Source organism: Micromonospora sp. WMMD1120, assembly GCF_029626235.1.
GTDB lineage: Bacteria > Actinomycetota > Actinomycetes > Mycobacteriales > Micromonosporaceae > Micromonospora.
This window is the reverse complement of the sequence record NZ_JARUBO010000005.1, coordinates 2,804,706-2,817,841: the sequence shown is the minus strand read 5'-3', so window position 1 is coordinate 2,817,841 and position 13,136 is coordinate 2,804,706. Positions and strand designations below refer to the sequence as shown.

The window sequence follows — 13,136 nt, the reverse complement described above, 5'->3', positions numbered from 1 at the left end:
CGGATCCCCTCGACCGCATCCGGGAACGGTAATCTAGATCTTGTACTCCCTGAGCAGGCCACGGGAGATGATGGTCTTCTGGATCTCCGAGGTGCCCTCGCCGATGAGCAGGAACGGCGCCTCCCGCATCAGCCGCTCGATCTCGTACTCCTTCGAGTAGCCGTAGCCGCCGTGGATGCGGAACGCCTCCTGGACGACCTCGGCACAGTATTCCGAGGCCAGCAGCTTGGCCATCCCGGCCTCGACGTCGTTGCGCTGACCGGCGTCCTTGAGGCGGGCGGCGTTGACCATGAGGGCGTGCGCCGCTTCGATCTTCGTGCCCATCTCGGCGAGCTTGAAGGCGATCGACTGGTGCCTGGCGAGCGGCTGACCGAAGGTCTTGCGCTGCTGGGCGTAGGCGACAGCCAACTCGAAGGCACGGATGGAGATGCCGCAGGCGCGGGCGGCGACGTTGACCCGGCCCACCTCGATGCCGTCCATCATCTGGTAGAAGCCGCGGCCCACCTGGTCTGCGCCGCCGAGGATCGCGGTGTCGGGCACCGTCACGCCGTCGAGCACCATCTCGGTGGTCTCGACGCCCTTGTAACCCATCTTCTCGATCCTGCCGGGGATGGTGAGGCCGGGTGCGGTCTCACCGAAGCCGGGCTCCTTCTCCAGCAGGAAGGTGCTCATGTTGCCGTAGACGGACTCCGCGCCGGTGTCGGTCTTGACCAGGGTGGCCACCACGGCTGAGTACGCCCCGTTGGTCAGCCACATCTTCTGCCCGTTGAGCACGTAACGGTCACCGTCCCGGACCGCCCGGGACGTGATCGCCGAGACGTCCGAGCCGGTCTCCGGCTCGGACATGGAGAACGCGCCGCGCACCTCGCCGGTGGCCATCCTCGGCAGCAGCCGGGCCTTCTGCTCGGCGGACCCGTGCTGTGAGATCAGGTACGCCACGATGAAGTGGGTGTTGACGATGCCGGAGATCGACATCCAGCCCCGGGAGAGCTGCTCCACGACGAGGGCGTAGGTGAGCAGCGACTCGCCCAGCCCGCCGTACTCCTCGTCGATGGTGAGGCCGAACAGCCCCATCTCGCGCATGCCGTCGAGGATGTCGGTCGGGTACTCGTCGGCGTGCTCCAGCCGCTGCGCGTGCGGAATGATCTCCCTGTCGGCGAAGTCGCGGACGGTCTCCAGGATCGACAGCTGCACATCGGTGAGGCCGGGCGTCTGGGCGAGTCGGGCCATCTCAGCCTCCGGGGTCCGCGTACTACTCGTGGGTAACTGAACGCTCGGTCAGTATCGGTCCCGTCCACTGCCGCGGCCAAGGTGACCAGTCCACACAACCGCTGTGAAAAGGTTCACCGCTGCGGGTAGCGTCCGGCAAGAGGGACTTTTCCGGCACGGCAGGAGGAGGACAGCTGTGAGCCACCCGCCGCCGGGACCACCACCCAGCGACGAGCAGCCGCCGTCGCCCTACGAGCCACCACCCCGGGACCAGTCGCCGTACGCGCCGCCGCCGGCCGGCCAGTCGCCGTACGCGCCCCCGCCGGAGCGGCCGGCGTTCGAGCTGCCGGCGGAGCGTTCGCCGTACGGGCCGCCGGCGGACGAGCCGCCCGCGTACCCCCAGCAGGGGCCGCACCAGTCGGCGCACTGGAGCCAGCAGCCGCCGTACCCGCCGCAGGGTCCCTATGGTCAGTACGGCCCGCCCCCGGCCGGGCCCGGTCGGGGCACCAACATCCTGGCGATCCTGTCGCTGGTGTTCGCCTTCGTGTTTCCCCCGGCCGGCGCCGTCCTCGGTCACGTGGCCAAACGGCAGATCCGCGCCAGCGGCGAGGAGGGTGACCAGCTCGCCACCTGGGGGTTGATCCTCGGCTACGTCTTCACCGGCCTCGTCGTGCTGGCCTGCTGCGGCTGGCTGGCCCTGGTCGCCTTCGGCAACACCGGCGACAGCGGAGGCTACTGACCGGCGACCCGCCGAGGTCAGCGGAACCGGGCCTCGCGGACGCTGTTGCCGCCGTCCACCACGAGCATCTGACCGGTGATGTACGACGCGGCCGGCGAACAGAGGAAGCTGATCGCCGCGGCGACCTCGTCCGGAGTGCCCGGCCGGCCGACCGGAGTGCCCAGCCCTTGCTTGATCTCCGCCATCGTGGACGCGGCGGTGTAGATGGTGCCCGGCGCCACCGCGTTGACCGTCACCCCGTCGGCGATCATCTCCATGGCCAGCGCCCGGGTCAGCCCGACGACCCCGGCCTTGGCCGCGGCGTACGCGGCCTCGGTGGGCAGGGCGTTGACCGGGCCGGCGGTGGCCGCCAGGTTGACGATCCGACCCCAACCCCGCTCGGCCATCCCACCGATGAACGCCCGGCTGCACAGGAACGCGGTGGACAGGTTGCGGTCGATCTCACCCCGCCACTCGTCGTAGCTGAGCTGTGCCACCGGCCGCAGCACCCCCTGGCTGGCCCGACTGGCCAGACCGGCGTTGTTGACGAGCACCTCGACGTCGCCCAACTGCTCGGCGACCGCGTCGGCCAGCGCGCCGACCTCGGACTCGTCGGTGAGGTCCGCGACAAAGCCGGTGACCCCGAGCTCCCCGGCCCGCTCATGGATGCGTCGGGTGGTGGAGACGATGGCCACCCGGGCGCCGAGGTCGGCGAGTCGCCGGGCGGTCGCGTACCCGATGCCGTCCGGGCTGCCCGCGCCGGTCACCAGGGCGACCCGCCCGTCGAGCCGCATGGTCACCGGGTCGGCGAGCGCGACCGGTTCGTCGGGACCGGTGCCGCCGGCCGGGGCGGCCGCTCGGGCGCGTCGGGCCGTGCCCGGGCGGCTGACGTCCCGTCGGGGTCGGCTGCCGGAACGGTCCGCGGCGCGCACGTCGAATGCCATGCCAGGATCCTGCCCGCTGCGGGCGGCCCGGGCAACGCGGCACCCGGTAGCGGGGCCGTCGGGTTTACGCGGTGCTGGCTACCCTGTCACAGCCCCCCGATGTGACGGAGAGTTCGCATGACCAATCCCCCGCCGCCCGACAACCGGAACGACCCCACGTGGTCGGGACAGCCGTCGAGCCCCACACCGGACCCGACCCTGGTGGCGGGTCGACCGGTGCCCACCCAACCGGGGCCGGTAGACCCGTACCCGCAGGCCGATCCGTACCCGCCCACCAACCCGTACCCGCAGGCCAGCCCGTACCCGCAGGCCGATCCGTACGCGCCGGCCAACCCGTACGCGCCGGTCGATCCGTACACCGGTGCGCAGCCGCCGGCGACCCAGCCGGTGCCCGGCTACGCCCCGCCCGGCTACCCACCGCAGTACCCCGGCTACGGCCACCCGCAGCCGCCGAAGACCAACGGGTTGGCCATCGCCGCGTTCGTACTGGCGCTGATCGGATTCACGTCCTGCGTCACCGCGCCGATCGGCGCGATCCTCGGGCACGTCGCACAGAAGCAGATCCGGCTCAGCGGCGAGGGCGGCGCGGGGATGGCGAAGGCCGCCATCATCGTCGGCTGGATCCTCACCGGTTTCCTGGTACTGGCGATCGCCTTCTACGTCGTCGCGATCATCTATGCGATCGCGACGAGCGACAACAGCAGCAGCTACTGACCGGCGGGCGGGCCGGCGTACGGCCGACAGTCGAGCCGGACGACAGCCGGCGGCTGTCGTCCCGGCCCGGCCGGTCAGTGGGCCGGCGGGGTGAACGACGAGGTACGGCTCATCCCGGCGGCCCGGCCCTTGGCGGCGATCACCAGCGCCATCTTCCGGGACGCCTCGTCGATCATCTCGTCGCCGAGCATCACCGCGCCGAGCTTGCCGCCGGCCTCGGAGGTGTAGTGCTGGTACGCGTCGAGGATCAGCTCGGCGTGGTCGTAGTCCTCCTGCGCCGGCTGGTAGACCTCGTTGGCGGCGTCGATCTGCCCCGGGTGCAGCACCCACTTGCCGTCGAAGCCCAGCGCGGCCGAGCGCTTGGCCACCGCACGGAACGCGTCGACGTCCCGGATCTGCAGGAAGGGGCCGTCGATGGCCTGCTTGTCGTGCATCCGGGCGGCCATCAAGATTCGCATCAGGATATAGTGGTAAGGGTCGCCGGGATAGTCGGGGATCAACCCGCCGACCACCAGTGACCTCATGTTGATCGACGCCATGAAGTCGGCCGGGCCGAAGATGATGGTCTCCACCCGGGGCGAGGCGGCGGCGATAGCGTCCACGTTGACCAGACCGGCGGCGTTCTCGATCTGCGCCTCGATGCCGATCCGGCCGACCTCCAGGCCGAGCGTCTTCTCGATCTGGGTGAGCGTCAGGTCCAACCACTGCACCTGGGCGGCGTTCTGCACCTTGGGCAGCATGACGCAGTCCAGGTTCGCGCCGGCGCCCTCGACCACCTCGATGACGTCCCGGTAGGTCCACGGGGTGGTCAGGTCGTTGACCCGCACCACCCGGGTCTTGCCGGCCCAGTCCCCCTCGTTCAGCGCGGCCACGACGTTCTTGCGCGCGTCCGGCTTGGCCAGCGGGGCGACGGCGTCCTCCAGGTCGAGGAAGACCTGGTCGGCGGGGAGCCCCTGGGCCTTGCCGAGCATCTTCACGCTGGAACCCGGCACGGCCAGGCACGACCTGCGGGGGCGACCGACTGCGGCCATGGATGTGCGCTCCTTCCAGCGGCCGGCGGGCTGGCCGACGCCACCTGACGACAGATCCGAGAACTTAACGATCCCAAAGGGCGTTGTGACGCCACGGTAACCTCGCGCCATGACCGGGGTGAATGGACCTGTGGAAGATCTCACTGGGCGTCGACTGGTGGTGGTGACGGGCGCCAGCTCCGGCATCGGACTGGCCGCCGCCGTGGAGCTGGCCCGCCGGGGCGACCGGGTCGTGCTGGTCGGACGGGACCCGGCCCGCCTGCAGGCCGCCGCCGAGCGGGTACGGGAGACCGTCGGCGAGCGCCCGGAGCTGTTCCGGGCCGACTTCGCGAGCCTCGACGACGTACGACGACTCGCCGAACAGCTACGGGCCGCGTACGACCGGATCGACGTGCTGGCCAACAACGCCGGGGCGATCGCGCTGCAACCACTGCGCACCGTCGACGGCTACGAGATGTCGATCCAGGCCAACCACCTGGCGCCGTTCCTGCTGACCAACCTGCTGGCCGACCGGTTGGGCCGGATCGTGGTGACCGCCTCCGGCGCGCACCGCTTCGGCAGGCTGGACCCGGACGACCTGAACAGGTCCCTGCGCGGCTACCAACCGGCCGGCGCGTACGGCACCAGCAAGCAGGCGAACGTCCTCTTCGCCGCCGAGGCCAGCCGGCGTTGGCCGGACATCGCCGCGTACAGCTTCCACCCCGGGGTGGTCCGCACCCGGTTCGGCAACGAGAGCAGGATCGTCGCGCTCGGCATGCGCCTCCTGCCGTTCCGCAGCGCCGAAAAGGGCGCCGAGACGCTGGTGTGGTTGGCCAACCAGGACCGGTCCCGGCTCGTCGACGGGGGCTACTACGTCGACCGTCGGCTGCGCCGGCCGTACCGGAAGGCGGCCGATCCGCAGCTCGCCGCCCGGCTCTGGGCGGCGAGCGCCCGCGCCGTCGGCCTCGACGGCTAGCGTCGCACCATGCTGACACTCGTCGCGATCGTCGACTACGCCGCCGGCGCCGAGACGGCCGGGCAGCGGTACGAGGACGCCGTGCTGGCCCTGCTGGAGCGACACGGCGGCCACCTCGACCGGCGGCTGCGCGGCACCGACGGCCGGACCGAGGCGCACGTGATCCGGTTCGACTCCCGGGCCGGGTACGAGTCGTTCCTGGCCGACGGGGACCGGGCGGCGCTGCGGAGCGCGCTCGGCGAGTCCGCGCCGACCACCCGGGTCATCGAAGTCCACGAGGGCTAGGGCAGCCGTCGCCGGTCCCGCCGACGACGTAGCAGCGACAGCACGGGCAGGGCGACCAGGACCACCACCACGAACCCCACAGCGAGCATCCAGAACGGCGGCGGCCCGTAGTGGGGGCGGCCGGACTCGCGTACCGCCCCGCTGATCGCGAGGTCGGCGGCGACGGACAGGTCGGTGATGCCCGCCGGGGTTCGGAAGAGCACCTCCGGAGCTGTCGCCCCCCGGCGCAGCACCACGAGTTCCACCGCCTCCGTGCCGGGCTCGTGGTACGGACCCCAGGCGATGTCGTGCTCCTCCGGACTGTCCACCGCCCCCGGACCCGGCACGCCGACCAACGCGACGGCCTCGTCCGCCGAACGCCAGCCGATCAGGTGCACGAACGAGCGGGAACGCAGCTGCGGGAACTCCGTGCCGCCCGTCGCGGTGCCGTCGACCGTGGACCTCGTCGCCAGCGTCCAGGTGCGCGGATAGGACGGCACCGGGCAGTCGGCGCAGGTGGACCTGCCCAGGACGGCCAGTGACCGACCGTCCGGCAGCCAGGAGCCGGCCCCGGCGAGCCGCCCACCGGCCAGCGGCAGCTTCCGGTACGGCTCGGCGAACCGGTCCGTGCCCGCGTCGTCCACCCGGACCAGCCAGACCTCGTCGCGGACCTGGAGCGCGAGGTGGCCGCCGTCCGAGGACATCGCCGCCGTGCGCCCCGGTGGGACCCAACTGGTCAGGACCGACACCCGCAGCACGTCCGCCGCCCGGTCCCGGTCGTAGACCCCCACGTACGGCGTGCGGTAGGTGTTCGGGGCGGTGAACGTGGTGTCGTCGTCGGCGTAGACCAGGCGCCTGCCGTCCGGCGCGAAGGCGAGCGGGTAACCGTCCGGGCGGTTCGAGGTGGTCTTTCCGGAGGTCAGGTCGAGCAGCGACGTGCCCGTCCAGACGTACCGGCCGTCCGGGGAGAGCGACGCCTCGAAACCCGCGACGACCGGGTCGCCGTCGAGCACGCGGTAGCGGTCGCTGTCGGCGGCCACCACCGCCATCCGGGTCTCGAACCAGTTGGTGCGCACCGCGGGGCCACCGAAGAGCATCGCCGCCGCGCCCGGCGCCGAGTGACGCACCGAGGCGGTCCGCAGCGGCGGGTCGACGAGCCTGCTCGGCAGGCCGGGGGCGTCGGGACGCGGGCCGGCGGGCATCGGAAGTGCCACCGGGTGCAGCGCGTACCCGGTGCCCAGGAGCAGGACCAGGACGGCGAGCGCGCCGGCGACGACGGCCCGGCGACGACGGTGCCGGGTCCGCGCGGCGTCGAAGAGCCCGTCGGGTACGCGGGCGGGCGGCACGTCGTCGGCGAGACGGCGCAGCGCCTCGGAGAGTCGGGCGGTCATCGGGAGGTCACCTCCTGCGGACTCCGGCCGACGAGTTCGGCCAACTCGGGGGCGAGAACCCGCAGCCGACCCAGGGCGTGCCGGGTCTGGCTCTTCACAGTAGTCAAGTAGCGTAAGAAGCCACCTAACCCCATCTCAATAAGAAACGAGCAACAGGTCGAGCAGGTGACGAGTAGAAGATGTCTCTCACAATGGCCGATGTCCATGAGGGTCGAGGCGTACAGTTCGGCGAGGTTCGATCATGTGTACGACACATCTCGTGGGATTGAGAGAACGATGTTCGAGGTGGACTTTCTGCCGGTGGAGAACCGGGACCAGGACGGCGGCAAGAGTGGCGACGCCATCGCGATCAATTTCACGGTGCACGCCGAGCAGCGGCAAGCCGTTGTGGTGATCGACGGCGGCTTCAAGGACACCGCCGACTCACTGGTCAGTCACATCAGGGAGTACTACGGTACGAACGTGGTGGATCTGATGATCTCCACGCATCCCGATGCGGACCACCTGAATGGACTGGCAGGCGTCGTAGACGCCCTCGAGGTGCGGGAGCTGATGGTCCACCAGCCCCGCGCACATGCCCATGACGTGTCCGACTTCAGCAATCTCGAAGCCCTGGACGATCTCCTGGACAGGGCCAAAGCCCGGAACGTGGCGGTGAGCGAGCCCTTCACCGGAGAGTCGCGGTTTGGTGGTCAGCTGACGGTGCTGGGGCCGACGACCAGCTACTACGAGAACCTGCTGGAGCAGCAGTTGTGGGAAGCCAAGCACTTGGTCGCGTCGGCGACGTCCGCCAGGGGCTGGTGGCAGCGAGGGGTCAACCTCCTCGAACGAGCAGTCGACTGGCTGCCGGTGGAGACGCTGACCGATGACGGCGAGACCAGCCACCGGAACAACTCCTCGGTGATCACGTTGCTGACCCTGGACGGACAACGGATGTTGTTCACCGGCGACGCCGGCATCCCCGCGATGACGGCCGCCGCCGATCAGTACGAGAGCACATACGGGTCTTTCGCGGCTTACCCGCTGTCCTTCATGCAGGCGCCGCACCACGGGAGCAAGCGCAACCTGGGGCCCACCCTCCTGAACCGCATTCTCGGCATGCCCAACTCGCCGCACGCGCCCTCGACGATCGCCTTCATCAGCTCCGCCAAGGCGGCTCCGAAGCATCCCTCACCAAAGGTGGTCAACGCCCTGACGCGTCGAGGTTGCTTCGTGGGAGCCACCGAGGGGAAAGCCATCTGCCATAACTCGGGAACGCTGACGCGTCCGGGATGGGGCACCTTGCAGCCACTCCCGGCGCTGGTCGAGGATGACGATGAAGCTTAGTACTCCAGCAGGAGATCCGTTCGGACCTGCTGGAGCAGTGTGGTTTTGTCCGTAGGCATGGAGCAGCCACCGCTGAGTCTCGTGGTTGTGTGGACCAAAGATACGGCGGTGGCTGCCGCCTACAGAGTAGATGGCCAGCGATGGTCTGGGCTGTTCGACGAGCTGATGGACGTGATCGGATCGTGTTTCGGGCGGCCTGAACCCCGCCGGCGGGTGCGGGACTTCGTGGCCGGGCTGCTGGCGCCGTTGCCGACGAAGAACTGCTGGACGATCGCGGAACACGCCGGTGACGACGGGCCAGGCGGGATGCAGGACCTGATCGGTCGTGCCAGGTGGGACGACGCGCAGGTCCGCGCCGACGTGCGGGACTTCGTCGCGGCCAAGCTCGGGCACCCGGACGGGGTGTTGGTCATCGACGAGACCGGGGATCTGAAGAAGGGCGTGCACACCGTCGGGGTGCAACGGCAGTACTCCGGCACCGCCGGGAAGATCGAGAACTGCCAACTCGCGGTGCACCTGTCCTACGCCTCACCACAAGGTCACACCCTGCTCGACGTCGCTCTCTACCTGCCGAAGTCATGGACCGACGATGCCGCGCGACGGGTGGAGGCAGGGGTGCCCGACACGGTCGGGTTCGCCACGAAGCCGCAGCTGGCGCGACAGCTGATCGACACCGCCCTCGCCGGTGGGCTGCCCTGCCGATGGGTCGCCGGTGACGAAGCCTACGGCGGTGACCCGCACTTGGCCGCGGCGCTGCGCGGCCACGAGCTGGGTTACGTTCTCGCGGTCGCTTGCTCGCACCGAGTCCCGACCGGACTGGGCATCCAACGGGCGGACCAGATCGCCGCCGGCCTGCCGAAGCGGGCGTGGCAGCGGATCTCCGCCGGTCAGGGGGCGAAGGGTCACCGCTACTACGACTGGGCGTTCGTCACCCTGCCCCTGGCCGTCGACCAGCACGACGGTCACCACTGGCTGCTGATCCGCCACAACCGCAGCACCGGTGAGCTGGCGTTTTACCGCTGCTGGTCACCCGAACCGGTTCCGCTACACCACCTGGTGGCCGTTGCCGGCCGACGGTGGAGCATCGAGGAATCGTTCCAGGCCACCAAAACCGGCCTCGGCCTGGACCAGCACCAGCACCGCCGCTGGCGGGCCTGGCACCGCTGGACCACCCTCGTCATCGCCGCTCACGCGTTCCTCGCCGCCGCCGCAGCGGCCAGCACCACCAGCCCAGACGGCTTGATCCCGATCACCGTCAACGAAGTCCGACGGCTGTTCCACGCTCTGGTCATCGAACCCGCCCGACGCGTCGGCGACGTCATCGCCTGGTCCATCTTCCGACGCCAACACCAAGCCGAAGCCAAGATCAGCCACTACGCCCGACAAGCCCTCACCGAGCCCTGAAACGGATCTCCTGCTGGAGTATTAGTGAGGCGGTCAGCGGCTTTGACTCCTACAGCCGGCGGGCTCGCATCTATCCAGCGATGCTCGCCGTGCTACCCGTCGCACTGATCTCGGCGCTGCTCACGAACAACAAACCGCTCGTAGCTCTGAGCCCGATCTTGTTGAGCGCAGGGACGTTGTTCCTTGCCAGCAACATCGTGCGCGTACTCGGCCAACGCACGCAGCAGCGCTTGATTGTGAAGTGGGATGGCATGCCCACGACCAAGCTGCTCCGATTCCGCGAGGCTCAGAACAGCGTTATGTTGCAACGGCGTCGGCAAGCCTTGGAAGTGCTGTTCGGCGCTGCGCTACCGACCCGTCGGCAAGAGGCCGCGAACCCCCAAAAGGCGGACGAAGCCTACGTTGCGGCAACCCGCTGCCTGATCACCCATGTGCGTTCGCGACCTGGCCAGTTTCCCCTCATCGATCACGAGAACGCCGCCTACGGCTTCGCTCGCAATCTGCTTGGCATCAAACCGCTCGCGCTCGGCGTGCTCACGGCCTCCGCTGCGGCCGACGCTGTCATCTACCTGCGCGACGGGCTCACGAGCCCGCTCGTAGTGGTCGGCGGACTGCACTTGAGTCTTGCCGCCGCCTGGCTCTTCTTCATCCGACCCGCGTGGGTGCGCCAGGCCGCCGAGACCTACGCCGAGCGGCTGCTCGGAGCCCTGGACCTACCACCCGACCGTGTCTCGCACGAGCAGGACGGGATCGCAGACCAGGCGACGAGCCTCTCAGGCGAGTAACTGCGTTTCGCGAGATAGCAGTCTTGCCCTATCTGAGCTCCATGCGCTTGGACACACTGATTGAGGAAGTGGCGAGACATCCGGGAAGTCGCCCGGACGTGAGAAGCCGATCGATCAGTCCGACCGCCGTCGATAGTGCAGTCCTGGTGCGCGGTCGAGATCAAGAACGAAGCCACTGGGGGCCGGCACATCATCGAATGTCGCCATCGGCGAGGTGTTGGGTGTGAGCGCGTAACCCTCGGCCCGGTACGACGACCCGCTACGCGTGAGCCTGTCGCGGGTTCCCCGACGCCACAAGTACAGCGAGCCCGCACTGCGGGTCAGACGTACGCTGCCGGGCACCTCGTCGCAGACGTAGGTGCCGAGCATGGTGTGGGCCGCCTCGGTGCCGGCGCGGCCCGTGCAGGTGGTCTTTCGTGCGGGACGGCTCCCAAGAGCGCGGTTCAGCAGTTCGTTGGGGTCGGCGCCAGAGTCATGGGTGGGGTCGGCGAAGGCCGCGGCGACTACGTGGTCAGCGGCGATTCCGGCGTCGTTTGACAGGCAGATGACGCGGAGCCCTGCGCAGGTGAGATGGACGGCGGCGGAGAAACCCTGTTCGTGGCCGTAGTGGAAGACCACGGTGCGGCCGGGGCGGGGGTCGGCATACAGCCCAGCACCGTAGGTGAACGGCGCGTGGTCGCTGGGCTGATAGCCGAGGTGCTGGTCGAACGGAAGCGCGTCGGCGTCCGAGGGACGCCATTCGTGCCAGAGGTAGGCGAGCCAGCGGTCCAGGTCAGCGGCGGTGCACCACAGAGATCCAGGGCCGGGCAGGGTGACCGGGCGCTGCTGGTGCTGCCATCCACTGGCGACGGCCTGGTAACTGGCGGCAGCGCCCGGGATCACCTCGCGTGGATCGGTCTTGAATTGGGCCGAGGTCATGCTGAGCGGGGTGAAGACGTGCCGGTCGGCGATCTCATGGAGTCCCGCGCCGTACGCGTGCGTGAGAGCTTCAGCGAGGAGGAGGTAACCGGTGTTGCTGTACAGGAAGCTGCCCGGCTCGACGGCTCGGTGCCGCTGGCGGTAGGCGAGCTGGAGCAGATCATCGGCGGTGTAGTGGTCGAGTTCGCGGAAGCCGGCCAGGGACAACATGGACTCTGCGTCCCGGACGCCGCCCTGGTGCTGGATGAGGTCGCCGATGGTGACGTCGGGGATGCGGAAGCGGGGCAGGATGTCGCCGACGGGCCGGTCCAGGGTGAGGAGACGGTCGCGTGCGGCGCGGATGCACAGGTACGCGGTGATCTGCTTGGCGACGGAGCCAGCGTTGAAGGCGGTGTTCTCCCCGATGGGCGCGGCGAGCTCGAGACTGGCGGATCCGGTGTAGGACTGCGCCGTCAGCTGGTCGGGCTGGCTGATGCGCAGGATGACACCGGGTTCGCCCAGTCGGTCCGCGAGGGCCGCCGCTGTAGTAACAGCCGAGGTGTTGGCGGAGTTCATAGGCCGAGAGCCTCTCGGTGGACCAGGCGTAGGCGTTCGCGTAGGTCGGGCGTGGTGATCAGACTGAGCGCGCGGGCGTGATCGGCGGCGGTGGTGGCGAGCAGTCCGCGCTGCTGCTCCAGGTAGGCGGTCAGGAATCGGTACAGGTCGCCGCTGGTTTCAGGCAGGACGCGAGCGGTGTAGATCATGGTGAGGGGAAAGGCGAAGCAGGCGTGCAGGAAGCCGAAGGCGGGCCTCTTCGTCTTCTTCCAGGGTGAGTAGAACCTGACTTCATCGCTGATCTCGCAGGCGGTGGCGTTAAGGGCGTCGTTGAGCCAGTTGTGGCCCGCCTCGTGGATCAGGTCGCGAGCCAGGACGAGGGGCTCGTTGACGTGGTCGCAGTAGATGGTGCCGGGTAGCCGGGTGATGGTCCAGCTGTCGAGGGTGGCGCCGAGCTGCTTGTGGCGCAGCAGGCAGACGACGACCGCGTGGCCGGCGAGAAGGTCGGCGAAGCCGTTCTTGGCGCCGGTGGCGTAAGCGGCGGCAGCCAGTTCCCGCAGGTTCGGCGGGGCGGCGGTGGTGTCCGGGCCCAGTACGTAGTAGGGGGTCTCGGAGATCGCTGAGCGGGGCAGGCGGTCCAGGTCAGGGGTAAGTACAACGCGCGGACCGACGGCGGTGGATGTCGACAGCGCCGAGGCGTTCGCGTCGGGATGAGCGCGGTACCAGTTGAAGGTGGCGGTATCGCGCTTGCGAGCGGCAGCCTCAGCGCCTTCGAGGACATGGTGGGCGAGGCAGTAGTCGACGGCGGCCGTTCCCGGCGAGTCGGAGATGGTGGCCGTCGGTTGGGCGGTGGGCTTGAGGACGGTGCGGATCCGGCGGGTTCGGTCGCGGTGGTGAGCCTGAACGGGGGCGGACGAGAAGGAGATGGCGGGCGCGTCCACGG

The 13,136-nt window shown here is 69.4% G+C and carries 13 protein-coding genes; 7 read left to right on the top strand and 6 right to left on the bottom strand.

Translation table 11 applies throughout. From position 1 onward, the window contains the following. Window positions 1-33 precede the first annotated feature (33 nt). Window positions 34-1,230, bottom strand: a complete 1,197-nt coding sequence (locus O7634_RS13310) for an acyl-CoA dehydrogenase family protein (protein WP_278150440.1) — start codon at window positions 1,228-1,230, stop codon at window positions 34-36. Window positions 1,231-1,405: 175 nt separating this feature from the next. On the opposite strand from O7634_RS13310, the gene O7634_RS13305 reads away from it, so the two are divergent. Then, entirely contained in the window at window positions 1,406-1,948 is a 543-nt protein-coding gene (locus O7634_RS13305; protein ID WP_278150439.1) for a DUF4190 domain-containing protein, read from the top strand. 17 nt (window positions 1,949-1,965) lie between these two features. On the opposite strand, the gene O7634_RS13300 is transcribed toward O7634_RS13305, so the two are convergent. Continuing rightward, on the bottom strand, window positions 1,966-2,871 hold the full coding sequence (locus O7634_RS13300) for an SDR family NAD(P)-dependent oxidoreductase (RefSeq protein WP_278150438.1): 906 nt from the start codon (window positions 2,869-2,871) through the stop codon (window positions 1,966-1,968). Between the two features lie 117 nt (window positions 2,872-2,988). Between O7634_RS13300 and O7634_RS13295 the strand changes: the two genes are divergently transcribed. Further along, entirely contained in the window at window positions 2,989-3,585 is a 597-nt protein-coding gene (locus O7634_RS13295; RefSeq protein ID WP_278150437.1) for a DUF4190 domain-containing protein, read from the top strand. A gap of 74 nt (window positions 3,586-3,659) precedes the next feature. Here the strand turns inward: O7634_RS13295 and O7634_RS13290 are convergent, their stop codons facing one another. Continuing rightward, a complete protein-coding gene (locus O7634_RS13290) occupies window positions 3,660-4,616 on the bottom strand; it encodes a CoA ester lyase (protein WP_278150436.1) in 957 nt (318 codons plus the stop codon). A gap of 130 nt (window positions 4,617-4,746) precedes the next feature. Between O7634_RS13290 and O7634_RS13285 the strand changes: the two genes are divergently transcribed. Continuing rightward, the gene (locus O7634_RS13285) at window positions 4,747-5,571 is read left to right on the top strand and encodes an SDR family NAD(P)-dependent oxidoreductase (RefSeq protein WP_278150435.1); all 825 of its coding nucleotides are present in this window, start codon (window positions 4,747-4,749) and stop codon (window positions 5,569-5,571) included. 9 nt (window positions 5,572-5,580) lie between these two features. Next, window positions 5,581-5,856: a hypothetical protein gene (locus O7634_RS13280; RefSeq protein ID WP_278150434.1), complete on the top strand. Its 276-nt coding sequence runs from the start codon at window positions 5,581-5,583 to the stop codon at window positions 5,854-5,856. On the opposite strand, the gene O7634_RS13275 is transcribed toward O7634_RS13280, so the two are convergent. After that, the gene (locus O7634_RS13275) at window positions 5,853-7,226 is read right to left on the bottom strand and encodes a hypothetical protein (protein WP_278150433.1); all 1,374 of its coding nucleotides are present in this window, start codon (window positions 7,224-7,226) and stop codon (window positions 5,853-5,855) included. The genes O7634_RS13280 and O7634_RS13275 overlap by 4 nt on opposite strands. Before the next feature lie 276 nt (window positions 7,227-7,502). Here O7634_RS13275 and O7634_RS13270 point away from each other — a divergent pair, with 276 nt between their 5' ends. From O7634_RS13270 to O7634_RS13260, 3 genes are all read left to right on the top strand, one after another. After that, window positions 7,503-8,552, top strand: a complete 1,050-nt coding sequence (locus tag O7634_RS13270; protein ID WP_029536926.1) for a hypothetical protein — start codon at window positions 7,503-7,505, stop codon at window positions 8,550-8,552. Window positions 8,553-8,717: 165 nt separating this feature from the next. After that, window positions 8,718-9,956 carry an IS701 family transposase gene (locus tag O7634_RS13265; protein ID WP_278150432.1) on the top strand — a complete coding sequence of 413 codons (1,239 nt, stop codon included), beginning with the start codon at window positions 8,718-8,720 and terminating at the stop codon, window positions 9,954-9,956. An 80-nt stretch (window positions 9,957-10,036) separates the two neighbouring features. After that, window positions 10,037-10,741 carry a hypothetical protein gene (locus O7634_RS13260; RefSeq protein ID WP_278150431.1) on the top strand — a complete coding sequence of 235 codons (705 nt, stop codon included), beginning with the start codon at window positions 10,037-10,039 and terminating at the stop codon, window positions 10,739-10,741. Window positions 10,742-10,855: 114 nt separating this feature from the next. Here the strand turns inward: O7634_RS13260 and O7634_RS13255 are convergent, their stop codons facing one another. Beyond that, window positions 10,856-12,214 (bottom strand): serine hydrolase domain-containing protein, encoded by a 1,359-nt coding sequence (locus O7634_RS13255; RefSeq protein ID WP_029536930.1) that lies wholly within the window; start codon window positions 12,212-12,214, stop codon window positions 10,856-10,858. Beyond that, a complete protein-coding gene (locus O7634_RS13250; RefSeq protein ID WP_051669288.1) occupies window positions 12,211-13,134 on the bottom strand; it encodes an HEXXH motif-containing putative peptide modification protein in 924 nt (307 codons plus the stop codon). The genes O7634_RS13255 and O7634_RS13250 overlap by 4 nt, the downstream gene beginning before the upstream one ends. Window positions 13,135-13,136 lie beyond the last annotated feature (2 nt).